Annotated in this window: 21 protein-coding genes; 6 read left to right on the forward strand and 15 right to left on the reverse strand. The window is 68.2% G+C overall.

The features are described 5' to 3' along the window. The first annotated feature begins 6 nt into the window (after positions 1-6). Positions 7-1,710: a long-chain-fatty-acid--CoA ligase gene (locus tag KEC57_RS09110; RefSeq protein WP_229384246.1), complete on the forward strand. Its 1,704-nt coding sequence runs from the start codon at positions 7-9 to the stop codon at positions 1,708-1,710. Between the two features lie 41 nt (positions 1,711-1,751). Here KEC57_RS09110 and ligA read toward each other — a convergent pair whose 3' ends face one another. Genes ligA through KEC57_RS09125 form a run of 3 tightly spaced genes read right to left on the reverse strand, consistent with a single transcriptional unit; the run spans position 1,752 to position 6,433 of the window. Continuing rightward, complete coding sequence (gene ligA, locus KEC57_RS09115) at positions 1,752-4,112, reverse strand: NAD-dependent DNA ligase LigA (RefSeq protein WP_229384247.1); 2,361 nt, start codon at positions 4,110-4,112, stop codon at positions 1,752-1,754. Positions 4,113-4,141: 29 nt separating this feature from the next. Then, positions 4,142-5,239 (reverse strand): tRNA 2-thiouridine(34) synthase MnmA, encoded by a 1,098-nt coding sequence (gene mnmA, locus KEC57_RS09120; protein ID WP_229384254.1) that lies wholly within the window; start codon positions 5,237-5,239, stop codon positions 4,142-4,144. 9 nt (positions 5,240-5,248) lie between these two features. After that, positions 5,249-6,433 (reverse strand): cysteine desulfurase family protein, encoded by a 1,185-nt coding sequence (locus tag KEC57_RS09125; protein WP_229384256.1) that lies wholly within the window; start codon positions 6,431-6,433, stop codon positions 5,249-5,251. Between the two features lie 124 nt (positions 6,434-6,557). Here KEC57_RS09125 and glgX point away from each other — a divergent pair, with 124 nt between their 5' ends. From glgX to glgB, 3 genes are read left to right on the forward strand one after another with little or no spacing between them, the layout of a single operon-like run. Further along, positions 6,558-8,642, forward strand: a complete 2,085-nt coding sequence (gene glgX, locus KEC57_RS09130; RefSeq protein WP_229384257.1) for a glycogen debranching protein GlgX — start codon at positions 6,558-6,560, stop codon at positions 8,640-8,642. Positions 8,643-8,698: 56 nt separating this feature from the next. Then, positions 8,699-10,783, forward strand: a complete 2,085-nt coding sequence (locus KEC57_RS09135; RefSeq protein WP_229384258.1) for a maltotransferase domain-containing protein — start codon at positions 8,699-8,701, stop codon at positions 10,781-10,783. Continuing rightward, the gene (gene glgB / locus KEC57_RS09140; protein ID WP_229384259.1) at positions 10,780-12,957 is read left to right on the forward strand and encodes a 1,4-alpha-glucan branching protein GlgB; all 2,178 of its coding nucleotides are present in this window, start codon (positions 10,780-10,782) and stop codon (positions 12,955-12,957) included. The genes KEC57_RS09135 and glgB overlap by 4 nt, the downstream gene beginning before the upstream one ends. A 48-nt stretch (positions 12,958-13,005) precedes the next feature. Here glgB and KEC57_RS09145 read toward each other — a convergent pair whose 3' ends face one another. After that, positions 13,006-13,962 (reverse strand): tetratricopeptide repeat protein, encoded by a 957-nt coding sequence (locus KEC57_RS09145; RefSeq protein WP_229384261.1) that lies wholly within the window; start codon positions 13,960-13,962, stop codon positions 13,006-13,008. Further along, positions 13,962-15,821 (reverse strand): DUF8094 domain-containing protein, encoded by a 1,860-nt coding sequence (locus tag KEC57_RS09150; protein ID WP_229384262.1) that lies wholly within the window; start codon positions 15,819-15,821, stop codon positions 13,962-13,964. The genes KEC57_RS09145 and KEC57_RS09150 overlap by 1 nt, the downstream gene beginning before the upstream one ends. 173 nt (positions 15,822-15,994) lie before the next feature. Here KEC57_RS09150 and KEC57_RS09155 point away from each other — a divergent pair, with 173 nt between their 5' ends. After that, positions 15,995-17,065 (forward strand): AI-2E family transporter, encoded by a 1,071-nt coding sequence (locus KEC57_RS09155; protein ID WP_229384264.1) that lies wholly within the window; start codon positions 15,995-15,997, stop codon positions 17,063-17,065. A 45-nt stretch (positions 17,066-17,110) separates the two neighbouring features. Here KEC57_RS09155 and KEC57_RS09160 read toward each other — a convergent pair whose 3' ends face one another. From KEC57_RS09160 to rpsB, 9 genes are all read right to left on the reverse strand, one after another. Then, entirely contained in the window at positions 17,111-17,839 is a 729-nt protein-coding gene (locus KEC57_RS09160; RefSeq protein WP_229384266.1) for an alpha/beta hydrolase, read from the reverse strand. A 1-nt stretch (position 17,840) separates the two neighbouring features. Beyond that, positions 17,841-18,125 carry an Rv1322 family protein gene (locus KEC57_RS09165; RefSeq protein ID WP_229384268.1) on the reverse strand — a complete coding sequence of 95 codons (285 nt, stop codon included), beginning with the start codon at positions 18,123-18,125 and terminating at the stop codon, positions 17,841-17,843. A gap of 4 nt (positions 18,126-18,129) precedes the next feature. Further along, entirely contained in the window at positions 18,130-18,864 is a 735-nt protein-coding gene (locus KEC57_RS09170; RefSeq protein ID WP_372457000.1) for an aggregation-promoting factor C-terminal-like domain-containing protein, read from the reverse strand. A gap of 80 nt (positions 18,865-18,944) precedes the next feature. Beyond that, positions 18,945-19,508, reverse strand: a complete 564-nt coding sequence (locus KEC57_RS09175; RefSeq protein WP_229384269.1) for a DivIVA domain-containing protein — start codon at positions 19,506-19,508, stop codon at positions 18,945-18,947. Further along, a complete protein-coding gene (locus KEC57_RS09180) occupies positions 19,505-20,572 on the reverse strand; it encodes a phosphatidate cytidylyltransferase (RefSeq protein WP_229384271.1) in 1,068 nt (355 codons plus the stop codon). The genes KEC57_RS09175 and KEC57_RS09180 overlap by 4 nt, the downstream gene beginning before the upstream one ends. Before the next feature lie 9 nt (positions 20,573-20,581). After that, positions 20,582-21,136 (reverse strand): ribosome recycling factor, encoded by a 555-nt coding sequence (gene frr / locus KEC57_RS09185; protein ID WP_229384272.1) that lies wholly within the window; start codon positions 21,134-21,136, stop codon positions 20,582-20,584. 51 nt (positions 21,137-21,187) lie between these two features. Next, a complete protein-coding gene (gene pyrH / locus KEC57_RS09190) occupies positions 21,188-21,907 on the reverse strand; it encodes a UMP kinase (RefSeq protein ID WP_229384273.1) in 720 nt (239 codons plus the stop codon). A gap of 81 nt (positions 21,908-21,988) precedes the next feature. Beyond that, positions 21,989-22,816: a translation elongation factor Ts gene (gene tsf, locus KEC57_RS09195; protein WP_229384275.1), complete on the reverse strand. Its 828-nt coding sequence runs from the start codon at positions 22,814-22,816 to the stop codon at positions 21,989-21,991. Positions 22,817-22,899: 83 nt separating this feature from the next. Beyond that, complete coding sequence (rpsB, locus tag KEC57_RS09200) at positions 22,900-23,838, reverse strand: 30S ribosomal protein S2 (protein ID WP_229384276.1); 939 nt, start codon at positions 23,836-23,838, stop codon at positions 22,900-22,902. Positions 23,839-24,157: 319 nt separating this feature from the next. Here rpsB and KEC57_RS09205 point away from each other — a divergent pair, with 319 nt between their 5' ends. Continuing rightward, on the forward strand, positions 24,158-24,718 hold the full coding sequence (locus KEC57_RS09205) for a murein hydrolase activator EnvC family protein (RefSeq protein WP_229384277.1): 561 nt from the start codon (positions 24,158-24,160) through the stop codon (positions 24,716-24,718). 6 nt (positions 24,719-24,724) lie between these two features. Here KEC57_RS09205 and KEC57_RS09210 read toward each other — a convergent pair whose 3' ends face one another. Then, positions 24,725-25,639, reverse strand: coding sequence for a tyrosine recombinase XerC (locus KEC57_RS09210; protein ID WP_229384278.1), 915 nt, complete (start codon positions 25,637-25,639; stop codon positions 24,725-24,727). Positions 25,640-25,676: the final 37 nt, after the last annotated feature.

Consider the following 25,676-nt stretch of genomic DNA (forward strand, 5'->3'; position numbering starts at 1 on the left):
GAGCGCGTGACGACGATCTACGACCCGCCGCGCCCGTGGACCGCCAGCTATGCCGAGGGAGTCCCCGAGGATCTCGCGCCCGTCGAGGGATCGCTGGTCGACATCGTCGACGCGTCCGCTGCCGACTATCCGCACGCCGTCGCCCTGCAGTTCTTCGGGCGCACGACGACGTACCGCTCGATGCACGATCAGATCGAGCGCGCGGCGGCGGGGCTGCGCGCGCAGGGAGTCCGCGCGGGCGACCCCGTCGCGATCGTCCTGCCCAATTGCCCGCAGCACATCGTCGCCTTCTACGCGATCCTGCGTCTGGGCGCCGTGGTCATCGAGCACAACCCCCTCTACACGCCACGCGAGCTGCGCAAGCAGTTCGAGGATCACGGAGCGAAACACGCGATCGTCTGGTCGAAGGTCGTCAAGACGGTGCAGGAGTTTCCCGCCGACCTCGCCGTCACGACTCTCGTCTCGGTCGACATCACCAAGGCGATGCCGTTCGGCACGCGGATGGCACTGAAGCTTCCGATCGCGAAAGCCCGCGAATCGCGCGAGGCGCTGCACGAGCGTGTGACCGGCACCGTGTCGTGGGACGCCCTGGTGCGCAGCGATCCGCTGCCGGGGAGCCACCCCAGGCCCGTCACGGACGACCTCGCGCTCATCCAGTACACGAGCGGCACCACGGGCACGCCCAAGGGGGCCGCCCTCACGCACCGCAACCTGCTCTCGAACGCCGCGCAGGCGCGCGCATGGGTGCCGTCGATCGTCCGCGGCGACGGCTGCGTCGTGTACGCCGTGCTCCCGATGTTCCACGCATACGGGCTGACTCTCTGTCTCACCTTCGCGATGTCCATGGGTGCGCGGCTGGTGCTCTTTCCGCGCTTCGATCCCGACATGGTGCTCGCAGTCACCAAGAAGAATCCGGCGACGTTCCTCCCACTCGTGCCGCCGATCGCCGACCGCCTCCTCAAGGCGGCGAAAGAGAAGGGCGTCTCGCTCGCCGGCACCGAGGTCGCGATCTCGGGCGCCATGGCGCTCCCGCATGATCTCGTGGTGCCGTTCGAAGCGGCATCGGGAGGCTTCCTCGTGGAGGGCTACGGCCTCAGCGAGTGCTCACCGGTGCTCATGGCGAACCCCGTCGCCAGCAACCGCATGCCCGGGACCGTAGGGCTTCCGCTCCCGGGCACCGAGTGCCGCGTCGTCGATCCCGATGACCCGACCCAGGACGTGCCCGCCGGCGAGCGGGGTGAACTCGTCGTCCGCGGTCCGCAGGTATTCGGTGGGTACTACGGCAAGCCGGAAGAAACCCAGGCGGTCTTCACGAACGGATGGTTTCGCACCGGCGACATCGTGACGATCGATGACGCAGGGTTCGTCCGGATCGTCGATCGCATCAAGGAGCTCATCATCACGGGCGGCTTCAACGTCGCTCCGACCGAGGTCGAGAACGCGCTCCGTCAGCATCCGCAGGTCGAGGACGTCGCCGTCGTCGGACTGCCGAGCGTGCATTCCGGCGAAGAGGTCGTCGCCGCGATCGTGGTCGCATCGGGAGAAGAGATAGACGTGGAGGCGGTCCGCGAGTTCGCACGCGGGATCCTCACCCCCTACAAGGTGCCGCGACGTATCTTCGTCGTCGATGAGCTGCCGAAGTCGTTGATCGGGAAGGTGCTTCGGCGTCAGGTGCGCGACCGGTTGCTCACGCTGACGACAGGGTCGTGACCGCGGAGGTCAGCGGACGAGTCCGTCGCGCGCCACGGTGATCATCCTGCGTCGGGGGCGAGGGCGTCCAGGGCCGCGGGACCTTCGGTGACCAGGATGTGGAACTGCGCGGCGTCGATGATCCGCACGCCGAGATCTTCGGCCTTGCCGAGCTTGGCTCCGGCGCCGGGGCCGGCCGCGACGAAGTCCGTCTTCTTGGAGACGCTGGAGGCGGCCTTGCCGCCGGCGTCGATGATGGCCTGCTGGGCGCCGTCGCGCGAATAGCCCTCGAGTGAGCCCGTCGCCACCACCGTGAGCCCCTCGAGCACACCCCCGGCAGCGACCGCCGCACCGGGACCCGGGTGACCGGGCGTCTCCCACTGCACGCCTGCCGCCGTCCAGCGCTCCACGATCTCCTGGTGCCAGTCCACCCGGAACCACTCCAGCAGGGAATCCGCGATCAGCGGCCCCACACCCTCCACGGCCGCGAGGTCCTCGATGCTCGACGAGCGGATGAGGTCGAGGCTGCCGAACCATTCGGCCAGCGCCCGGGCGGCCACCGGGCCGACACGCCGGATGTTGAGTGAGACCAGCAGCCGCCACAGCTCCTTCGTGCGTGCCCGCTGCAGCTCGGCGATGAGCTTGGTCGCGGCCTCTGAGGGCGATACGACGACGAAGTCCTTGCGGATGCCGGCGGTCCGGCGCTCCGCCGGGGTCATGTGCTCGCTACCCGGCGGGTAGTCCTTCCGTGTCTTCTGGAACGGTGCCCGCATCTTGACGACGCCGTCGTCGTCTTCCTTGGGCAGGCCGGTCTCGGCATCTCTCACGACGACCTGAATCGGCACCAGCTCGTCCACGGTCAGCTCGAACAGGCGCGCCTCGGTGACCAACGGCGGCGTGCTCGGTTCCGCCGGCTGGGTGAGGGCCGCGGCGGTGACCTCGCCGAGGGCCTCCACATCCAGCGCGCCGCGGGAGCCGATGTGCTCGACCCTGCCTCGCACCTGCGCGGGGCACGCCCGCGCGTTCGGGCAGCGCAGGTCGATGTCGCCCTCTTTCATGGCACGCAGCGTGTGCCCGCACTCCGGGCAGGTCTCGGGCATCCGCCATTCGCGCTCGGAACCGTCGCGGCGTTCGATGACCGCCCCGAGGATCTCCGGGATGACGTCGCCGGCCTTGCGCAGGACCACGGTGTCACCCAGCAGCACGCCCTTCGCCTTGACCACCTGCTGGTTGTGCAGCGTCGCCTGACGTACCGTGCTGCCGGCGACCTTCACCGGCTCCATGACGGCGTAGGGGGTGGCGCGGCCGGTCCGCCCGACGCCCACGACGATGTCGAGCAGACGCGTGTACACCTCTTCTGGCGGGTACTTGTACGCGATCGCCCACCGCGGCGCACGGCTCGTCGCACCGAGTTCCGCGTGCAGCGCCAGTTCGTCGACCTTGACCACGATGCCGTCGATCTCGTGCTCGACGTCGTGGCGATGCGCACCGCGTTCCGCGATGTAGGCGACCACCTCGTCGACCGTGTCGAAGACCCGGGTGTGTGGCGAGACGGGCAGTCCCCAGCCGGCGAGCAGGCCGTAGATCTCGGACTGGTCGCGCATCGGGGGGCTTTCCCAGGCGCCGATCCCGTGCAGATACAGGGCGAGGCGGCCGAGGCGGTCGCGCATCAGCTCGAGCTGCTCGGGCGATTTGTTCTCGGCGCGCTGTCGCAGACTGCCCGCTGCGGTGTTGCGCGCATTCGCGAACTCGGGGAATCGTGTCGGCACCGAATCGGCATCGCGCCCGCGTGCGATCTGATCGGCGGCGAATGCCGCCTGGAGTGCGTGCTGCCGCTCGTTGAGCACCTCGAAGTCCTCGCCGCGCAGGAATACCTCGCCGCGCACTTCGAAGAATGCGGGAAATCCCGTTCCCGTCAGCCGGTGCGGGATCGCGGGGATCCATTGCACGTTCTCGGTGATGTCCTCGCCGACGCGACCGTCGCCCCGGGTGGTCGCCGTCTCGAGGACCCCGTCGCGGTAGGCGAGGCTGATCGCGAGACCGTCGATCTTCAGCTCGCTGAGCCACCGCACCGGAGCGCCGGCGGCCGCGCGCGTCTTATCGGCCCATTCTCGGAATTCCTCGATCGTGAACACGTTGTCGAGACTCAGCATCCGCTCGGCGTGCTCGTGCGAGGGAAAGCCCACTGACACGATCCCGGCACCCACCTGCTGGGTCGGGCTGTCCTGCGTCAGGAGCTCGGGGAACGCACGCTCGAGGGCCTCGAGGCGGTGGATCTCGACGTCGTACTCCGCGTCGCTGACGAGGCTCACGCCCTCGGAGTAGTAGGTCACGCGATACCGCTCGATCCGCTCGCGGAGAGCGGACGCTTCGTCCCGCGCCTGGTCGAAGTCGACGGGAAGATCGCCCGGAAGCTCAGTCACCCGCCCAGTCTAGGAGCGGGGTGCGACCTTCACGCCGAGACGGGAACGGCCGACACGGTGCGCGAGATCGTGAACTGGCCGATGACCCGCGTTCCCTCGTAGAGCACGGCGGTCTGCCCCGGCGCGACGCCGTCGAAGGGCGCCCGCGGCACAACCGTGAGAACGCCGTCCTCGAGCCGCGCGGCGGCCGGAACGGGATCGGCGTGAGCCCGGATCTGCACGTCGCACGCGAAGACCGATGCGGCGGGCTTGCGGCCTGCCCACGAGATCCGCTCTCCCGCGATCTCGGCGGTCGCGAGCGCCTCTTTGGGGCCGACCACCACCGTGTTCGACACGGGGCGCACCTCGAGAACGAAGCGTGGCTTGCCGTCGGAAGCGGGTACGCCCAGCTGAAGCCCGCGACGCTGACCCACAGTGAAGGCGTGGGCGCCTTCGTGCGTGCCGACGACCGCGCCGGAGCGGTCGAGGATCTCGCCCTGCTCGGCCCCGACCTTCTCGGCGAGCCAGCCGCGCGTGTCACCGTCGGGGATGAAGCAGATGTCGTGGCTGTCGGGCTTGTGCGCCACGGTCAGGCCGCGTGCCTCCGCCTCGGCGCGAACGACCGCCTTGGACGGCGTCGAGCCGAGGGGAAAGTACGTGTGCGCGAGCTGATCCGCCGTCAGTACGCCCAGCACATAGGACTGGTCCTTGGCGGCATCCGATGCCCGGTGCAGCTCTCGCCCGTCGGCAGTGTCCACCAGCGTCGCGTAGTGCCCGGTGCACACGGCGTCGAAGCCCAGCTCCAGCGCGCGCTCCAGGAGAGCTGCGAACTTGATCTTCTCGTTGCACCGCATGCACGGGTTCGGAGTGCGGCCGGCGCGGTACTCGGCGATGAAGTCGTCGATCACATCGTCGCGGAAGCGCTCCGAGAAGTCCCACACGTAGAACGGGATCCCGAGGCGATCGGCGGCGCGACGCGCATCCATCGCATCTTCGATGGTGCAGCAGCCGCGGCTGCCGGTGCGCAGGGTTCCCCCGGCGCGAGAGAGCGCGAGGTGAACGCCGACGACATCGTGTCCCGCCTCGACGGCACGTGCGGCCGCCACGGCGGAATCGACTCCACCACTCATGGCCGCAAGGATCCGCATGGGTCCAGTCTACGAGCGGACGCCTGAACGCGGCCCGGATGCCGCCCGCGCGCGTTCCACCGCCTCGGGCAGGGCATCGAGGACGGCGGTGACGTCGTCGTCGTCGCTGGTGCGCCCCAGCGTGAATCGCAGCACCTCGCGGGCTTCGGCGTTCGTGCGCCCCATGGCCAGCACGACGTGCGACGGCTCGGGAACCCCCGCCTGGCACGCCGACCCCGTCGAGACGGCGATGCCCGCCCGATCGAGGAGGAAGAGGAGCGTCTCTCCGGTGGCGCCGGGGAAGAGCAGGTGCGCGTTGCCCGGGACGCGTCGCTCGGGATCCCCCAGGAGCTCGGCCCCGGGGATCGTGGTCCGGATGCCGTGGATCAGGCGTTCTCGCAACACCGTCAACCGGCGAGATTCGGCATCGAGCTCGGATGCCGCGAGTTCGGCGGCGATCGCGAAGGCTGCAGCACCCGCGACGTCCTGCGTACCCGCGCGAAGGCGCCGCTGCTGCCCCCCGCCGTGCATCAGCGCCGAGAGCCGAGCATCGCGGGCCACGACCAGAGCACCGACTCCGGCAGGCCCGCCGACCTTGTGCGCCGAGACGCTGAGGGCCGCAAGCCCGCCCCGGCCGCGCGCACCCGCCCGCCACGTCCTGAACGACACCGGAGTATGCCCGAACGCCGCCACCGCATCGAGGTGAAGAGCGACTCCCTCGGCCGCCGCCGCGGCCGACAGCTCCGCCGCATCGTTGAGCGTGCCCACCTCGTTGTTGGCCACGAGCGCAGTGGCGAAGGCGGCGCCCGCCAGCTCCGAGGTAAAGGCGGCGGCATCGATACGGCCGACGGCGTCGAGGTGCACAGGGCGGATCATCGCCCCCTGCCCGACGAGCCATTCGACCGCGTCGAGGGTCGCGTGGTGCTCACCGTCGGGGAGGACGACCGCCGCGGCATCCGCGTCGCGCGCCCACCACAGCCCTTTGACCGCGAGATTCACCGCCTCCGTTCCCCCGGAGGTGAAGACGACTTCGGGCGGGTCGCACTCGAGCACGGCTGCGAGACGCTCCCGCGCCTCTTCGAGGACGCGGCGCGCGTGCTGACCGGCACCGTGGATCGACGAGGCGTTGCCGACCGGGCCGACGGCCTCGAGCCAGGCATCACGGGCCTCGGGCCGCAGCGGCGTCGTGGCGGCGTGGTCCAGATAGACCGTCACACGACCCCCTTCACCGATTCGTCGCAGGCTCCGCGCCGGCGCCCGAGGCTGCACCCGAGTCTCGACGCGCCCGGGACCGGGTCCCGTAACGTCCGTGACTCACAGCATGGTTATCGTAGTCCGCATGGTCACCACGGAGCCCGCCATCGCGACCGCCGCCGCGGGTCTGCTCAGCCCGGATCTCGATGATCTGGGGGTCACCCTCGGTCCCGACGGCGGAACACTGCGCGTGTGGTCCTCCTCCGCCGATTCCATGGAGCTGGTGATCTTCGACGACACCGACCTCGACTGGATCACCGACACCGTGCCGCTCGTGGCGACGGTCGGCGACGTGTGGACGACGACGACGGCGCTGCTGCGCCCCGGGACGCGCTACGCCATCCGGGTGGACGGCCCGCACTCCCCCGGCAACACCTTCAACCGCGGCACGCTCCTGATCGAGCCGTACTCCCGTGGCGTCGTGCGAAACAGCTTCGACGGCTGGCGCTCCGCGGTCGTGGACGGTTCGTTCGACTGGGATGGTGTGACCAAGCCCGGCATCCCGCTGGATCGGACCGTGATGTACGAGGGGCACCTCAAGGGTCTCTCGAAGCGACACCCCGACGTGCCGGGCGCGTTGCGCGGCACCTATGCGGGCCTTGCGCACCCCTCGATGGTGCGCCACCTGCTGGATCTCGGAGTCACCAGCGTCGAGCTCCTGCCGATCCACGCCTTCGTCACCGAGCCGCGGCTGCTGCAGCACGGCCTCGCGAACTACTGGGGCTACAACACCCTCAACTTCTTCGCGCCGCACGCCGAGTACGCCACTGAAGAGGCCCGTCGCCAAGGCCCGGACGCCGTGCTCCGCGAGTTCAAGAGCATGGTCAAGCTCCTGCACGAGGCCGGCCTCGAGGTGATTCTCGACGTCGTGTACAACCACACCTCCGAGGAGGGCATCGGCGGCCCCCGTACGAGTTTGCGTGGCATCGACAACCGTGCGTACTACCGGCAGCAGGACGACGGCGCCTACATCGATGTCACCGGCTGCGGCAACGCCGTGAACACCTCGACGGATGCCGCATCCCGCCTGGTGCTGGACTCGCTCCGCTACTGGGCGAACGAGGTGCAGATCGACGGCTTCCGCTTCGATCTCGCCGCCACGCTGGGCCGGGATGCCGCGCACACGTTCACTCCGGAGCATCCGCTGCTGCGCGCGATCATCGACGACCCCGCACTGGCCGGCGTGAAGAAGATCTCGGAGCCGTGGGACGTCGGAATGGGCGGCTGGCAGACCGGCAACTTCGGTGACGGCTGGACCGAATGGAACGACCGCTACCGCGACCGCGTCCGCAACTTCTGGCTCAGCGACGTCGACTACGCCCGCCGGGCCTCGACCTCGCCGGTGGGCATCGGCGGGTTCGCGAACCGGCTCTCGGGATCGGCCAACACATTCAGCGACGAGCGCGGACCGCTCGCAGGCATCAACTTCGTGACGGCTCACGACGGCTTCACGATGCGCGATCTCGTGAGCTACGACGTGAAGCACAACCTGGGCAACGGCGAACAGAATCGCGACGGCGCCGACACCAACCGCTCGTTCAACCACGGCGCCGAAGGACCCACCGACGACGAGCGGATCCTCGCCACGCGACGCAAGGCCATGCGCAACCTGCTGGGGACCCTGCTGCTGTCGGCCGGAGTGCCGATGCTCACCGCGGGCGACGAGTACGCCCGGACTCAGCGCGGCAACAACAACGCGTACTGCCACGACTCGCCTCTCACCTGGCTGTCGTGGGATCACGCTGCTTGGCAGGAGGACCTGTACGCGCACGTGCGGCACCTCATCCGGCTGCGCCATGAGAATCCTGCGCTCCGGCCGATTCGCTTCGCACGGCTCGACGAGCGGACGCCCTCCGCCTCGGTGATGGAGTGGTACGACGAGCACGGCGAGACGATGTCGATCGAACGCTGGACGGATCCCGCGCATCGGACGCTGCAGTACGTGGCCGCGTCGACACCCGAGACCGAATCGTTCAACCGAGTGCTCCTGATGATCCACGGCACCGAGCGCGCGACCGAGGTCACGCTGCCCGACGTCGAGGGCGTCACCAGGTTCGTCGCGCTGTGGTCGAGTGAGGACGAGACGCCCGGCGCCGATCCGACCGAGTACGCGCCGGGAGACGTCGTCTCGCTGGGAGGAACCTCGATGCGTCTTTTCCAGGCCGTATGACTCGACGCCGTCCGCGCCGCCTGTCACACGGTGCAGTCGCACGGTAGGTTCGAGACGTGGTCACGACGACGCGCTCCGCGCGCTCCCGCCCGTGGCGGAGCGCCTCCGCCATCCCCGTCCGCGATGCCCGTTCCTGGCAGCCCGAACCCGATACGGCGGCTAGACGCATCCCGCTCGCGAAGCCGGCCCCGACGGTGCCGTGGGGGCCCTATCGGCCCAAGGCGTTCGCGGGAGAGACCGTCCCCTTCCGGGTGACCGCATTCCGCGAAGGGCACGACCGCATCGGTGTTCAGGTCCGTCTGGTGTCTCCGTCCGGCGACGTATCGCTGCACCGGCTGCGCGCGCTCGAGGATGGACTCGACGGCTGGGAGACGTCGGTCACCCTCCTCGAACAGGGGATCTGGAGCTTCCGCTTCGAATCGTTCGGCGACGACTTCGCGACGTGGGAGCACGCCGCCGATCTCAAGATCGCGGCGGGCGTGGATGTCGCGGTCATGCGAGAACTCGGCGCGGCGCTGTTCGACCGCGCCGTCGCCGAGAAGTCGCGGCCCGTCGCGCAGCGAGCGGCTCTCACGATCGCGGCGGCGATGCTGCGCGAGAGCGGAACGGACGACGAGGGCGCGCTCGCGGTCGTCCGCGATCCCGCGGTCGCCGCGTACTTCCAGTCGCGGCCGCTGATGTCGCTCGTCACCGTCGGCGACGATCATGAACTGCTCGTCGAGCGCGAGAGAGCAGGCGTCGGAGCGTGGTACGAGTTCTTCCCGCGTTCCGAGGGTGCCCGGCGCCTCAAGGACGGCACCATCAAGAGCGGCACCTTCCGTACGGCGACCAAACGGCTGCCTGCCGTCGGGCAGATGGGCTTCGACATCCTGTACCTGCCCCCGATCCACCCGATCGGGACGCTCAACCGCAAGGGCCCGAACAACACGCTCGACCCGCAGCCGGGCGATCCCGGCTCGCCCTGGGCGATCGGATCTGCGGCGGGCGGCCACGACAGCGTGCACCCCGACCTCGGCACGCTCGCCGACTTCCGAGCCTTCGTGCGTGCCGCGCGCGCCGAGGGCATCGAGGTCGCACTGGATCTCGCCCTCCAGGCGGCCCCCGATCATCCCTGGGTCACCGCGCACCCGGAGTGGTTCACCACCCTGCCCGACGGATCGATCGCCTACGCCGAGAACCCGCCCAAGAAGTACCAGGACATCTATCCGGTCAACTTCGACAACGATCCGGCGGGCATCCGCGCCGAGGTGCTGCGCGTGGTGCGTCATTGGATCGCGCAGGGCGTCAACGTCTTCCGCGTCGACAATCCCCACACCAAGCCCCTGCAGTTCTGGGAGTGGCTGATCTCGACCGTAAACGCCGAGAACCCCGACGTGATCTTCCTGGCCGAGGCCTTCACTCGTCCCGCCGCACTGCAGAGCCTGGCCGCTGCGGGATTCCAGCAGAGCTACACCTACTTCACCTGGCGCAACACGAAGGCAGAGCTTGAGGAGTTCCTCTCGTCTCTCGCGCACGAGACGGCGGACTTCCTCCGGCCGAACCTCTTCGTCAACACCCCTGACATCCTCACCGAGTACCTGCAGTACGGGGGCCGTCCGGCGTATGTGATCCGCGCCGCGATCGCGGCCACGGCGGCGCCCAGCTACGGGGTGTACGCGGGCTACGAGCTTTTCGAGAACGTCGCTCGCCCGGGGTCCGAAGAGAACATCGACAACGAGAAGTACGAGTACAAGCTGCGCGACTGGGCAGGTTCCCTCGAGCACGGCGATTCCCTCGCCCCGTTTCTCACGCGGCTCAACGAGATCCGCCGCGCTCACCCGGCGCTTCGGCAGCTGCGCAACCTCAGCATCCACTGGAGCGATGACGACGCGATCCTGGTCTATGCGAAACACATCTCGGCCGAGCTCTCCCCCGAGGGGCGCAGCGATACGGTCATCGTCGTGGTGAACACCGATCCCCACTCCGTGCGTCAGACGATGATCCACCTCGACACCCGAGTATGGGGCGTCGAACCCGGGACCCCCTTCGAGGTCGAAGACCTGATCACCGGCGCACGATGGACGTGGTCCGAGCACAACTACGTGATGCTCGACGCGTTCACCGAGCCGATGCACATCCTGCACGTGAAGGAGACCCGATGACGCCCTCGGACCAGATTCTCGATGCCGTCGCCGCGGGTTCGCATCACGATCCCCACGCGGTGCTCGGCATCCATCCCGATACGGATGCCGAGGGTGCCGCGACCTGGACGATCCGCGCTCGCCGCCCGCTCGCACGCAGCGTCACCGCCGTCTTCGACGACGGCACCCGGGTTCCGCTGGAGCATGTCCGCTCCGGAATATGGGAAGGAGCGCGCGCGGGGGCGCTGCGCCCGTACGAGCTCTCGGCCACGTACGCGGAGGGCCCGGACTTCCTCCAGGACGATCCCTACCGTCATCGCCCGACCATCGGCGAGCTCGACCTCCACCTGATCGGCGAAGGGCGTCACGAAGAGCTCTGGCGCGTCCTCGGCGCACACGTCCGCGAAGACGACGGTGTGAATGGCACCGCATTCACCGTCTGGGCCCCGAACGCCCGCGCAGTGCGCGTGGTCGGCGACTTCAACAACTGGGACGGCCAGGGGCACGCCATGCGGTCGATGGGCGGCAGCGGCGTGTGGGAGATCTTCATACCCGACATCGGCCCCGGGACCACATACAAGTTCGAGCTGCTGAGCCGGCGCAGCGAATGGGTGCTCAAGGCCGACCCGATGGCGCGTTTCGCCGAGGTCCCCCCGGCCACGGCCTCCGTCGTCATGCAGTCCTCATACCGCTGGGGCGACACGGAGTGGATGGCGCGGCGCGCGCGCTCCACGCCGCTCTCCCAACCCATGTCGGTGTACGAGCTGCACCTGGGATCCTGGCGACAGGGCCTGACCTATCGCGAGGCAGCCGACCAGATCATCGACTACGTCACCGCGCAGGGCTTCACGCACGTGGAGTTCCTCCCGTTGGCCGAGCACCCCTTCGGCGGGTCCTGGGGCTATCAGGTCACCGGCTATTACGCTCCCACCAGCCGGTACGGGCATCCCGACGACCTGCGTTACCTGATCGATCGCCTGCACCGCGCTGACATCGGCGTGATCATGGACTGGGTTCCCGGGCACTTCCCCAAAGATGCCTTCGCCCTCGCGCGCTTCGACGGCGAACCGCTCTACGAGCACGCGGATCCGCGTCGCGGCGAACACCGCGACTGGGGTACGTACATCTTCGACTACGGCCGCAACGAGGTCCGCAACTTTCTCGTCGCGAACGCGCTCTACTGGTTCGAGGAGTTCCACGTCGATGGACTGCGCGTCGACGCCGTCGCTTCGATGCTCTACCTCGACTACTCCCGTGAGGCCGGCGAGTGGGTGCCGAACGTCCATGGCGGGCGGGAGAACCTCGAGGCGATCCGCTTCCTGCAAGAGGTCAACGCGACCGCCTACAAGAGGTATCCGGGCATCTCGATGATCGCCGAAGAGTCCACGAGTTTTCCAGGAGTGACCGCCCCGACCGATCACGCCGGGCTCGGATTCGGCTTCAAGTGGAACATGGGCTGGATGAACGATTCTCTGCAGTACATCGCGCGCGATCCGATGTACCGCTCGCACCACGAAGGAGAGCTGTCGTTCTCGTTCGTCTATGCATTCAGCGAGAACTACATGCTCCCGATCAGCCACGACGAGGTCGTCCACGGCAAGGGAAGCCTGTTCGGACGGATGCCGGGAGACCATTGGCAGAAACTGGCGAACATGCGCGCCTTCCTGGCGTACATGTGGGCTCACCCCGGCAAGCAGCTGCTCTTCATGGGTCAGGAATTCGGCCAGCTGTCCGAATGGTCCGAAGGACGCTCGCTGGACTGGTGGCTGCTCGATCAGCCCGCCCATGCTCAGCTGCAGGGCTACGTGGCGGCGCTCAACAGCATCTACCGCGAGCACTCGGCGCTCTGGGCGCGCGACAGCGACGGAGCCGCCTTCACGCGATTGGGCGCGCCCAAGTGGAACCCGAATGTGATCGCCTTCGCCCGGCGTGACTGGCATGGCAACACCATCGTGGTCGCCGCGAACTTCTCGGGGACGCCGCTCACGTCCTATCAGCTCGACCTGCCTGAGCGCGGGGTATGGCACGAGGTGCTGAACACCGACGCACAGGTGTACGGCGGTTCGGGCGTCGGAAACATGGGCGTCGTTCACGCTGGCGAGGGCGGACGAGCTTCGCTGGTACTGCCGCCGCTCGGTGTGCTGTGGCTGCGCCACGATCCCGAGGCGCACATCCCGTCGCCTACACAGGGCTGAGCACCCCGGGCGGGATCACGTCAACGTGGCGACGCCTTCAGAGCACCCTCAGAACAGCAGGGATGCGAGTCGGCCCCGTGCCGCAGTGACACGCGGGTCGGCGTCGCCGACGAGCCCGAAGAGCTCGATCAGGCGCTCCCGCACCGGAGCGCGCTCGTCGGCGGGCAGCTGCGCGAAAAGGTCGAGCAGGCGTCCGAACGCATCCTCGACGTGGCCGCCCGATACGTCGAGATCGGCGACGGCGAACTGCGCCGCAACATCCAACGGGTCCGCGGCCGCGGCCGCGCGCGCTGCCTGCAGGTCCGCGGTCTGGACCCGGTCCAGCAGACGCACCTGGCCGAGTCCTGCGCGCGCTTCTTCGTCGCGCGGATTCTCCGCCAGCGCCTTCTCGTAGGCCGCGATCGCGCGCGGATAGTCGCCGGCTTCGATCGCGTCGTACGCCTCGGCATGCAGCGGCGGCAACGGCGGCTCGGCAGGCTCCACCGGATCGGCGGGCTGCTCGTCGTCGGTGGCGCCTTCTACCCTCGCCGTGCCATTGACACCGTTCTGCGCGGCGAGCTGGAGGAGCTGGTCGAACACCTCTCTCACCTGCTGCTCGGGCACCGCGCCGTTGAACAGCGGCACCGGCTGGCCGGCGACCAGTGCGACGACCATCGGGATCGACTGGGCGCGGAAGGCCTGCGAGAGTTGCGGGTTCGCATCCACGTCGACCTTCGCGAGCACCAGGCGCCCGGCCAGCTCCGTGACGACGCGCTCGAGCACAGGGCTCAGCTGCTTGCACGGACCACACCATTCTGCCCACAGGTCGATCACGACCGGAACGGTGCGCGACAGTTCGAGCACCTGGGGGAACGTCTCATCAGTGACGTCCATCACGAGTGTCGGCACCACGACGCCTTCGCTCGGCGCAGATTCCGCGCCCGCGGGTGGCGCCGCCGGACGATTGCGCAGCGAGGACAGGTCGACGGCGCCGCGTACGGCGGCACCGATGGCGGGATCGGTCACTAGAGCACCTTCGCGTCGAGGATGTCGGAGGAGTATCCGAGGAGTGTGATCTTCTCGTTCGAGCCTGGACCCGGCACATAGAAGAACACCTGGTCGCTGAACGTCGTCTGGAACCCCGTGGCCGACTGGTCCACACCCGACAGGGTCTTGACGGTGGTGTTGCCGTCCAACTTGATCACGGCATCCTCATTCGTCGGCTTGACCGTGTCGGACTCGTAGAGGTTCACCGCGACGATCGCGCCGCTCTCGACGGTCGCCAGCGCGAACGGCGGCTGCGAACCAGGAGTAGACGCGAACTCGAGTGTGCCCGTGGATGAAGCCGTCTGGTTGAACGATTCGAGCCGCCGCTGACGGTCGGCGGCGATGCTCTCGCGCAGCTGATCCCCCTCGACCTCGAAGAGGTCGTAGAACTCGCTCTCCTCGCCCTTGTTGAGGACGTCGGCGTAGGCTGCCGCGACATCTTCCGGAGCCAGCAGGAGGAACGGCGAATCGGGCTCCACCTGCGTTGCTCCGATATAGGCGGGAGCGAGGGCAGGCATCTCGGTGGACGCCTCGAGGCTGGCTGCGTACGAGAGCTTGTAGTCCGACCACGCATCCTGCTGCGTCATCACCATGATGCTGGACGTCTTGGACTCCGCGTCATCGACGACGGCGATCACCGATCTCGGCCACCCGTCGTAGGCCTGCGGAAGAATGATCTTGAGCGGCTTCGACAGGATCGCCGAGGGTGCCGCGTAGTCCGTGAGGGACGCGCGCAGCTTGTAGTTGGTCTCGCGCAGCGCGAGCGCCGCACCCTCGAGTCGCGTCGCAGCGAGATCGCCGTCCAGCGCCGCATCGGCGTCGGCCACCGTCGACGCGATGCGCGTCAGGATGCGCTCCGCCTGCGCCTTGGTGACCGCAGGGGCCTGCTGACCCTCCGGAGCGATGACCGTCGCGGTGGGAGTCGGTGTCGGCGTCGAGCCGAACTGGGGCCAGGAGTCGGCGGAGCAGCCGGTGAACAGCAGCGCCGAGACCGCGACGACCGGAAGCACGGCGAAGGCGCGCCGGCCGTTCGTGACAGAGCGTCGGGTGCGGGTCGACGAGCTGATGACGCCCTTGTCGGGGTCGTCGATCGTGATGTCGATCGGCTCCGTCACAGCGAGCGGCAGCCCCTTGCGCCTCGGTCCCCGCGAGCGGCGCGCGTGGCGGATGCCGAGGATGTAGAGGAACGCTCCGACGGCCATCAAGATCGCGCCCCCGACGATCAACGGGCCGGCCCACGGTGTGGTGGACTGCAGCGGCCAGGTCACCGACACGCTGGCGGGGGCGGCGGCTGTGCCGTCAGCGGCGATCAGCACGCTCATCTCATCGGGGAGCTGCAGCGGCGCGATCAGGATGTCGCTCTGCTGGTACTCGTCGAGCCAGAGGTCTGATCCGGCGGGGTTTCGCCCGGTCGTGCCGGCCGGGGCATCCGCGGACTCCTCGGTTTCCGCGTCCGCAGCCTCGTCGGTCGCCGGGTCTGCGGCATCGCCCTCGGCGGGAGCTTCCTCGGCAGGCTCGGGCTCGACCAGCGTGGTCACGATCTCGCTCTCGTCGTTCAGCGTCACGCGGTTGTACTCGGCGTCGGCCAACCAGGCCTGCACATCGGCAGTACGTCCGTACGAGGCGAAGATCTCGCCGTCGCCCTGGGCACGCAGCGTCTGCGTTCCGGGAAGCTGATTGAGCACAGCGCCGTCGACGACGAGATACGGGGCCTCGTCCTCGAGCGAGATCGTCGCCGTCTCGGTCTTGGGTCCCTGGAAGACCGTTCGCTGGGCGATGCCAGCCCCGATCATCACGGCAGCGAGCACGAATGCCGCTACCGCCCATACGAAACGCACGAAGAACACCTTTCCGGAGCCGCGGGAGCATGGCGCGGCTCTTCGATTCGACGTTTCAGACTAGCGAACATCGCCTGAAAGGCGCCCGGGAGGCTCATTGCAGAGCCTGAGCGTTCCCGATGCGTATCCTGACGGAACAGACTTTCGGCGCGCGCCGACGGGAGGGATGATCCATGAAGGTGCACAATCCGTTCCGGGTCGCGTTCGTGGGAACACTGGGCGTCGGGCTCGGTCTTCTGCTCATCGGCAGCATCCAGACGCTCTCGACGATCCTGCTGTACGTGGGCACGGCCCTGTTCCTCTCCCTCGGTCTCGACCCGATCGTCGCCTGGCTCGAGCGCCGCAAGCTCCCCCGCTGGGCGGCTGTGCTCGTCACGATCCTCGGTGTCCTCGCCGCCTTCGCCGGCATCATCCTGATGATCGTGCCGATCATCGTGCAGCAGGTCGGACAGCTCGTGGCAGCCATCCAGGAGCTGTTCGAGGACGGAACGTGGAATCCCTTCGAAGAGCTTCGCCAGTGGATGACCGACACCTTCCCGTTACTGCGCGTCGACGACGTGTTCCAGGCGGTGCAGGAGTGGCTCGACACGCTGGACTACGGGGCGATCGGCGGCACGATCGGCGAGAGCATCATCGTCATCGGCGGCACCATTCTCAGCGGTCTCGCCGGCGCCTTCATCGTGCTCATCCTCACGATCTACTTCACGGCCTCGACTCCGAGCCTCAAGCGGGCCGTCTATCAGCTCGCGCCCGCATCCAAACGCGCCCGAGTCATGGACCTCGGCGAGCAGATCACCGACTCGGTCGGCTTCTACGTCATCGGCCAGCTCAGCCTCGGCGTGATCAACGGCGTGCTGAGCGCGATCTTCCTGACGATCATCCACGCACCGTTCCCCGCCGTGCTCGCCGTGATCGCCTTCTTCTTCTCGCTGATCCCGCTCGTCGGAACCCTCACGGGCTCGACGATCATCGTCCTGACCTGCCTCATCCCTGGGCTCGGCTCCCCGACGACCGCTCTGATCGCCGCGATCTACTACCTCATCTACATGCAGATCGAGGCGTACGTGATCTCACCGCGCATCATGGGCCGTGCCGTCTCGGTCCCCGGGGCCGTGGTCGTCATCGCTGCGCTCGCAGGGGGGTCATTGCTCGGACTCCTCGGCGCACTGGTCGCGATCCCCGTCGCGGCGAGCATCCTGATCCTCTACCGCCAGGTCGTGATCCCGCGACAGAACGAGCGTTGACGCGCCTCGCAGGCGCGTGAACGGGCTTCACTGGCGCGTGAACGCTCAGGCGTCGGCGACGACCTGACCCGTCCACTCGGTCGCCAGCGGCAATGCGTCGGCATTCACGGCGGCGACGATCTCGGTCAGCACCCTTCGCGTCTGACTCTCGCCCACCCAGAGATGCTTGCCGCCCTCTACCGGAATCATCACGGCCTCGGGCACGCTCGCGAATCGCTCGATCGCGGCATCCGGTCGCAGATAGTCGTCGAACTCGGGCACGAGGACGATGAGTCGCCGCTCGTCTCCGGCCCACGCGGCAACCTCGGCTTCCGTCGCTCGGTGAAGCGGCGGCGACAGCAGAACGGCGCCCTCGACCGCGTGGTCCCGTCCGTACTTGAGGGCGATCTCGGTGCCGAACGACCATCCCACGAGCCATGGACGAGGAAGGCCGCGCTCGTGCACGAAGGCCATCGCGGCGGCGAGATCGAATGCCTCGGCACGTCCGCCGTCGAACGCCCCCTCGCTCGTACCCCGCGGCGACGTGGTGCCGCGTGTGTTGAAGCGCAGCACGGCGAGGTCCGCCAGCGCAGGCAGACGCGCGGCGGCCTTGCGCAGGATGTGCGAATCCATGAACCCGCCGGCGGTGGGAAGCGGATGCAGCGTCACCAGGGTCGCGACCGGCTCACGGTCCTCGGGCACGGCGAGCTCTCCGACGAGGGTCAGCCCGTCGAGAGTCTCGAGTTCGATCTCCTCCCGGCGCGCCGGCAGCAGCATCGGTCCGCGGATCTCCATGTCAGCCCACTCTCCAGCAATGCTGATGCCAGTGCCGGCGCGCGGCGAGGTCCGCGGCGTCGCCGAGTACCCCATCCGCACGCCACGTCACGAGGTGCGCGACGCCGGCATCGATCGAGCGCCCGCAACCCGGGCACGTGTAGCTCTTCTGCGCCTGTGCGGCCGACACGGGCTGCACCGTCCACTCGATGCCGCGGCGGATCTCGGTGCGCTTCCATCCCGCGAGCAGGCGCTCCAGCGGATCATCGCCGCTGTGGTCCGGTCGGCGGCGGTTCGCCCGTGGCATGGGATCAGTACCAGCCCACGCGCTGGGAGTGATCCCACGCGCCGCACGGCGTGCCGTAGCGGCCGCCGATATAGCCGAGTCCCCACGAGATCTGGGTCGCGGGGTTGGTCTCCCAGTCCGCGCCTGCCGACGCCATCTTCCCGCCGGGAAGTGCCTGCGGGATGCCGTAGGCGCCACTGCCGGCGTTGTAGGCGTTGACGCGCCAGCCGGACTCCTTGTTCCACAGCGCCACCAGGCAGGCGAACTGGTCGTCGCCCCACCCGCGCGCGAGCACCATCTCGTACGCGATCGCCTGCGCCGTCCCGGGGTCGGGAGTCACGAACGGGGGGCGCCAACCGCTCGAAGACGAAGAGGTGGTCGCCGCGACGGGAGTCGGCGTGGGCTTGGGCTTGACGTAGACCGAGTAGCCGCCGCGATCGAGCACGGCCGCCTCACTCGGCTCGGCATCGGCATCGACGGCCAAGACCTGGATGTCGCCGAGACTGCTGGCGTACAGCGAGATCGGCGGCACCTCCTCGGCGCTCGCCTCGCTCAGTGCGAGGCTCGTCGGTCCGATGTACGCCGCGACGAAACCGACGGCGGCGAAAGCGGCGAAGACGCCCAGAACACCCCGGCGACGTGACCACCGGAGCTTGGCGACCGGGAGGCGACGAGGGCCTTGAGGCCGGGCGTCCGCGCGGGTCGACACATCCTGACGACGGGCGCGCCTGGTGGGGGTCAGCTCGTTTCCGGAAGTCACAGTGCTTCGATGATAGCCGCGGGCACCGTCCCGATTCCAAACCCGGTCGCCAGCACGGCCATCCGCAAGCCCGCTCGTGGTCACTTGACCGCGAGCATGACCTCCACGACCGCATCGAGAACCGCGTCCACCTGCACCTCGCGATAGCCGCCACGCTGCATGCGGAACGCGACCGAGCGCACCTGCTCGACCGAGAGTGGGTCGCCGGTCTCGAGATAGCGCGCGATCTTGTCGGAGACCAGATCGACCTCGTCGACCCGATAGCCGTAGCGCAGCGACGAGAGGCGGTCGAACCGGCGCTTGCGCGGCCGCGAGAAGCGGTCGAGCACGATCTGCGCCGTGTCGCGGGTGCTTCCCACCCACGCCTGCGCACCCTGCGTGGTGACGGCGTTCGTGCGCTCACGCGCGGCGAAGGCGTCCTCGATACGGCCCAGCGCGGCATCAACCGAGCCGATCACATAGCCATGGCGCACGAGAGGAAAGGCCGCCTGCCGGATGTCGGCCGACGTGAGCGCGTCGGCCCCGGACTCGAACGAGGCTCGAGCACGATCCAGGAACGCGTCGACGGCGCGCTTCTCGTACCCCTTCTCGCGACCGCGCGTCTCGGGAAAGGAACTCCGAGCAGACGTCTCGGATGTCGTCATGATGCCACCAGGGGGGTGAAGAGGTAGTACAGGGCCAGCGCCGCGACGGTCGACGGCAGGATGGAGTCGAGCCGGTCGAGCACACCGCCGTGCCCCGGAAGCCAGGAGCTCATGTCCTTGATCCCTAGATCGCGCTTGATCATCGATTCTCCCAGGTCACCGGCGGTCGCCGTTCCCAGGATCAGGATGCCGAGCACCACGCCCATCCACCAGTCCAGGCCGAGCATGAAGATGCCGACCAGCACGCCGGCGAGCACCGCCGCGGCTGCGGCGCCGGCAAAGCCCTCCCACGTCTTCTTGGGGCTGATGCGCGGCGCCATCGGATGCTTCCCGAAGGTCAGTCCGGCGGCGTACGCGCCCGTGTCGGCCGCGACCGCGATGATGATGAACGCGAGCACCCACCACTCGCCGCCGTCCTTGCTCAGCAGGACGATGCAGAGGCTGCCCAGGAACGCGACGTACAGCTGGACGAAGCCGGCGATCAGCACATCGCCGAGCACGGTGGCGTAGGTGCGGCCATCGCGCGAGGTCATCTGGGCGACGAGCCGCCACACGACGACGAAGGCGAGGGCGACGAAGAGGATCACCCAGTGCAGCCAGGCGGTCACGAAGTACGCCGAGCCCACGATCACGGCACCGGCGATCAGTTGCGGCACGATGTCGACGCGGCGACCGCTCGCGATGAGCGCGCGCGAGAACTCGAAGATCGCAAGCAGCACCGCCGCCAGCGCGAGCGGGAGGAATGCCCACTTCACGAAGATCAGCGACCCGAGCACCACGGCGCCGATCGCGACGCCGATCACGGTGGCAAGGATCAGGTCGCGCCCGGTGCGCTCCTTGATGCGCTCATTGGCCTCTTCGAACTCCGCCTTGGCCTGGGCGACCTGACTCTCGAACTCGCTCTTGGCGGCACGGATGTGCGATTGGATAGCACCCGAATCAGCCGATTCGGCCTGACGTCGTGCCTCGTTCGCCTCTCGTCGCGAGTCGCCGAACTCCCGGCGTGTGGACGACACGTCGTGGGGGTCGCCGTCGCTTCCCCGTCCCCCGGATGCATCCGTCATACGCAGGCCTCAGACCTCGAGCAGTTCTGCCTCTTTGCGCTTGAGTGCCTCGTCGATGGCGTCGACGTGCGTGCGCGTGAGGGCATCGAGCTCTTTCTCGGCACGTGCCAGTTCGTCGTCGCCGAACTCGCCCTTCAGCGCGTCGAGGTCGTCCTTGGACTTGCGACGGATACCGCGCAGATGGACCTTGTGGTCCTCACCCTTGGAGCGCACCAGCTTGACGTACTCCTTGCGCCGTTCCTCGGTCAGCTCAGGCATCGTGATGCGTACGAGGTTGCCGTCGTTCGTCGGGTTCACCCCGAGATTCGGGACGTCGCGGATGGCCTGCTCGATCCCCTTGAGCGCCGACTTGTCGTACGGAGTGATGATCAACGAGCGAGCCTCGGGGCTGTTGATCGACGCGAGCTGGGCGAGAGGGGTCGGAGTGCCGTAGTAGTCCACGAGCACCTTCTGGAAGAGCTGCGGATTTGCACGCCCGGTGCGAACAGTCGCGAAGTCCTCCTTCGCGGACTCGACAGCGCGGTCCATTCGAGCTCCGGCATCAGCCAAGACGTCCGCGATCACAGTTTCTCCTTCATCGGGGTGGGGCCTGATCAGTCTACTCAGCGGGGCGATTCACGCCGTGACGACAGTCCCGATGGACTCGCCCAGCAGCGCCCGGGTGACGTTGCCCGCGGGCTCCATCCCGAACACGCGCATGTCCATGCTGTTGTCCATGCACAGGCTGAACGCGGTGGAGTCGACCACCTTGAGTCCGCGCTGCAGAGCATCGATGTACGTGATGCGGTCGATCTTGGTGGCCGTGGCATCCTTCTTGGGGTCGGCGGTGTACACGCCGTCCACGCCGTTCTTCGCCACGAGGACCTCCTGCGCGTCGATCTCGAGCGCGCGCTGGGCCGCTACCGTGTCCGTCGAGAAGTACGGCAGACCGGCACCCGCGCCGAAGATGACGACGCGGCCCTTCTCCATGTGCCGCTCCGCACGCCGCGGGATGTACGGCTCGGCGACCTGCGTCATAGAGATCGCGGACTGCACGCGTGTGGCGGCGCCTGCCTGCTCGAGGAAATCCTGCAGCGCCAGAGCGTTCATCACGGTGCCGAGCATGCCCATGTAGTCGGCACGGCCGCGGTCCATGCCGCGCTGGCTGAGCTCCGCGCCGCGGAAGAAGTTTCCTCCGCCGACCACGATGGCGATCTCGACGCGGTCGACCGCGGCGGCGATCTCGCGAGCGATCTGGCTGACGACGTCGGGGTTGACCCCCAGCTGGCCTCCGCCGAACGCCTCGCCGGAGAGCTTCAGGAGGACGCGACGGCGTCCGGTGTTCTCACTGATCACAATGATCCTCTCGTTGACGACAAACTACCGAAGGGCATGAGAAAAGCCCGCACCGGAATCCGATGCGGGCTTCTCGAACTGCTACGCGCCGACCTTGAAGCGCGCGAAGTCGGTCAGAGTCAGACCGGCATCCTGCGCGACCTTCGCGACGGACTGCTTGTTGTCCTTCGCGTAGTCCTGGTCGAGCAGTGCGACCTGCTTGAAGAACGCGTTGACACGGCCCTCGACGATCTTCGGAAGGGCAGCCTCGGGCTTGCCCTCGTTGCGCGAGATCTCGGTGACGATCTCACGCTCCTTGTCGACATCGGCCTCGGGCACCTCGTCGCGGCTCAGGTACGACGGGTTGGCGAAGGAGATGTGCTGCGCGAGGCTGCGCGCGGTCTCGGCGTCATCGCCCGTGTAGGCGAGGACGACGCCCACCTGGGGCGGGAGGTCCTTGCTCGTCTTGTGGAGGTAGATCTCGAAGTTGTCACCGGAGAGCGTGCGCACGCGACGCAGTTCGACCTTCTCGCCGATGATCGCGGCCTCGTCCGAGATGAGCTCGGCGACGGTCTGCGCGCCCGCCGGAGCGGCAAGGGCGGCCTCGACCGAGTCCGCGGCGACCGCGGCGGCTGCGTCGAGGACCTTGTCGGCCAGCGCGACGAAACGGTCGTTCTTCGCGACGAAGTCGGTCTCGGTGTTGAGTTCGAGGATCGTGACCTTTCCGTCGACCTCCTTCGCCGTGACGAGTCCCTCGCTGGTGGAGCGATCGGCACGCTTGGCGTTGCCCTTCGCGCCCTTCAGGCGCAGGATCTCCACAGCCTTCTCGAGGTCGCCGTCGGCCTCCTCGAGGGCCTTCTTGGTGTCGACCATTCCCGTGCCGAGCTGCTCGCGCAGCGCCTTGATGTCGGCGATCGTGAAGTTTGCCATGAGTGGCGGCTCCTTGATTGTGTGAGTTCTCGTGGATGCCCGGCGTCCGCGATCAACGCGGACGCCGGGCAGAAGAGCGGGCTTTACTCGGCCGATGCCTCGGCGGTCGCCTCGACGACGTCCACCTCGACGACCTCGACCTCGATGCCGTCGGCGGTCTCGGTGACGACCTCGACCACGTCGACCTCGACGACCTCGACGCCCTCGGCAGCCTCAGCCTCGACGACGGCCTCGGCAACAGCTTCGGCGACCTCTTCGGCAGCGCCCTGCTCGAGCAGCTCGCGCTCCCAGTCGGCCAGCGGCTCGGCCTCGGCCGACTCTTCGGTCGGCTGGTGGCGCTGGATCAGGCCCTCGGCGGCGGCGTCGGCGATGATGCGGGTGAGCAGGCCCACCGAGCGGATCGCGTCGTCGTTGCCGGGGATCGGGTACTGGAACTCGTCCGGGTCGGCGTTGGTGTCGAGGATGCCGATCACCGGGATACCCAGCTTGGCGGCCTCGTTGACGGCGAGGTGCTCGCGCTTGGCGTCGACGACCCAGATCGCCGAAGGCGTCTTCTGGAGGTTGCGGATGCCGCCGAGCGACTTGTGCAGCTTGTCGAGCTCACGCTTCTTGAGCAGGAGCTCCTTCTTTGTGAAGCCGCTGTTCGCCGGTGTCTCGTAGTCGAGCTCCTCGAGCTCCTTCATGCGAGCGAGGCGCTTGGAGATGGTGCTGAAGTTGGTGAGCAGTCCACCCAGCCAGCGCTGGTTGACATAGGGCTGGCCGACGCGGGTCGCCTGCTCGGCGATGACTTCCTGAGCCTGCTTCTTCGTGCCGACGAAGAGCACCGTGCCACCGTGGGCGACGGTCTCCTTGACGAACTCGTACGCCTTGTCGATGTACGAAAGCGACTGCTGGAGGTCGATGATGTGGATGCCGCTGCGCTCCGTGAGGATGAAGCGCTTGACCTTCGGGTTCCACCGACGGGTCTGGTGTCCGAAGTGGACGCCGCTGTCGAGCAGCTGGCGAATGGTGACGACGGCCATGGCCGTTCTCCTTCTCTGGCGCATGCGCGCCTCTTGCGGTTGTGTCGCGCCGACATGTGATCGGCGAGCCTGGTGCCCGGCACACTCCCGCTCTTCGATTGCGCGAGGCTCTCGAGAAAGACCGTTGGGAGTTGGATGCCGCGCCGCGATGTCTCAAGACGATCGCTGCGCTCTGGGCACGCGGAGTCACTCCGACGAGCGGAGTGCGAGTCCAGTGTATCAGTCGCGGCTCCTCCCCCGGGTGCTCCGCCCGGCCAGGTGTCCACCGTTCTCGCACCCCGCGCACACCGAGTGGGCGCGCTGAGGGATCGTCGTGCACATGCACGTTCCCGCATTCCGCCGGCGCCGCTTCACACTTCGCCTCACCTCATTCCTGCTGCTGGCCACCATCCTCGTTGCGGGGCCGGCCGGTGCCGCACGTCGCGCCGACGCCGGTGAACGCGCCGCGACCGCAGAATCCGGTGAACTCGCCTCACTCGGCTGGATGTGGCCGGCGGCATCATTCCGCCTCGTCCACGCCTTCGTCGCGCCCGCCCATCGGTACGGCCCCGGCCACCGCGGCATCGATCTGGAGCCACTCGCCGGCGCGGCGCTGCGCGCACCGGCTGACGGAGCGGTGGCGTTCGCCGGGCAGGTCGCGGGACGAGGAATCCTGACGATCGATCATGGCGGAGGTCTGGTCACGACGCTGGAGCCGGTCTCCACGACTCTCGCAGTCGGCACGCACGTGGTGCGCGGCACCCCGATCGCATTGCTGACGCTCGGCGGGCACGCGACGCCGGGAACGCTCCACTTCGGCGTGCGCCTGCACGGCGAGTACATCAATCCGATGCTCCTGCTCGGGGGCGTGCCTCGCGCGGTGCTGCTGCCCTGCTGCTGAGAACGCTCAGGCGCGCGGATGCGCCAATCGATAGGAGGCTACGAGCCGCTCGTTCGAAACGTGTGTGTAGATCTGGGTGGTTCCGAGGCTCGCGTGGCCGAGGATCTCCTGCACCGCTCGCAGATCAGCACCGCCATCCAGCAGATGCGTCGCTGCCGAGTGCCGCAGTGCGTGCGGTCCGACCGCTGCTCCGAGTTCGGGACCGAGCTCCCGCGAAACGAGGTCGTACACCGCGCGTGAGCCGATCCGAGCTCCGCGTGCACCGATGAACACCGCGGACTCGACACGCGCCTGTGCATCACCTGCTCGCCGCGACAGCAACGCGGGACGCCCTCGGACGAGATACGCGTCGAGAGCGCGGAGTGCGGGAAGACCGAAGGGCACCACCCTCTCCTTCGAACCCTTGCCGAGCACCCGGGCGGTGCGTCGCTCCGGATCGACATCGTCGACGTCCAGGCCGCACAACTCTGACACGCGCACGGCCGATCCGTACAGCAGCTCCAGGATCGCGTGATTGCGCAGCGCGACCGGATCGCCGTCGCCCGCTGCCGTCTCCAGTCGAGCGAGGACCGAAGACAGAGTGTCGCTCGTCGCGACCTGTGGAAGCGAGCGACCTCGTTTCGGTGCGACCAGCCGCAGGCTCGGGTCGTCACCGATCGCTCCTGTCTCGCACGCCCAGGAGAAGAAGCCCCGGGCGGCGGCCGTCCGGCGCGCGATCGTCGAACGGGCGTCGCCGCGACGGGTGGCCTGCCAGAGCCATTCCCGCAGCACCTCGAGGTCGACATCGGCGAGCTCGGTGCCCGCGCAGAGTTGGGCGAGACTCGCCAGATCGGCGCGGTACGCGCGCACGGTCGCGGGCGAAAGGCGCCGCACTTCCGCCAGGTGATGCGCGTACTCGGATGCCGCGTCCTCGACCTTCATCGTCCCAGCATGCTCCGCCGTCCTCGCGTCGGAGCGA

This window comes from Microbacterium allomyrinae (genome assembly GCF_020682705.1).
Taxonomy (GTDB): Bacteria; Actinomycetota; Actinomycetes; order Actinomycetales; family Microbacteriaceae; genus Microbacterium; species Microbacterium allomyrinae.

Coding starts and splice junctions, on each gene's coding strand:
- KEC57_RS09165 (WP_229384268.1), bottom strand. CDS start 18,125: ATGCCACGGGCGAACCGCCGCCGACCGGACCACAGCGGCGATGATCCG.
- rpsB (WP_229384276.1), bottom strand. CDS start 23,838: ATGGCCGTCGTCACCATTCGCCAGCTGCTCGACAGCGGCGTCCACTTC.
- KEC57_RS09155 (WP_229384264.1), top strand. CDS start 15,995: ATGAAGGTGCACAATCCGTTCCGGGTCGCGTTCGTGGGAACACTGGGC.
- KEC57_RS09210 (WP_229384278.1), bottom strand. CDS start 25,639: ATGAAGGTCGAGGACGCGGCATCCGAGTACGCGCATCACCTGGCGGAA.
- KEC57_RS09180 (WP_229384271.1), bottom strand. CDS start 20,572: ATGACGGATGCATCCGGGGGACGGGGAAGCGACGGCGACCCCCACGAC.
- KEC57_RS09205 (WP_229384277.1), top strand. CDS start 24,158: ATGCACGTTCCCGCATTCCGCCGGCGCCGCTTCACACTTCGCCTCACC.
- mnmA (WP_229384254.1), bottom strand. CDS start 5,239: ATGCGGATCCTTGCGGCCATGAGTGGTGGAGTCGATTCCGCCGTGGCG.
- KEC57_RS09175 (WP_229384269.1), bottom strand. CDS start 19,508: ATGACGACATCCGAGACGTCTGCTCGGAGTTCCTTTCCCGAGACGCGC.
- KEC57_RS09160 (WP_229384266.1), bottom strand. CDS start 17,839: ATGGAGATCCGCGGACCGATGCTGCTGCCGGCGCGCCGGGAGGAGATC.
- glgX (WP_229384257.1), top strand. CDS start 6,558: ATGGTCACCACGGAGCCCGCCATCGCGACCGCCGCCGCGGGTCTGCTC.
- glgB (WP_229384259.1), top strand. CDS start 10,780: ATGACGCCCTCGGACCAGATTCTCGATGCCGTCGCCGCGGGTTCGCAT.
- tsf (WP_229384275.1), bottom strand. CDS start 22,816: ATGGCAAACTTCACGATCGCCGACATCAAGGCGCTGCGCGAGCAGCTC.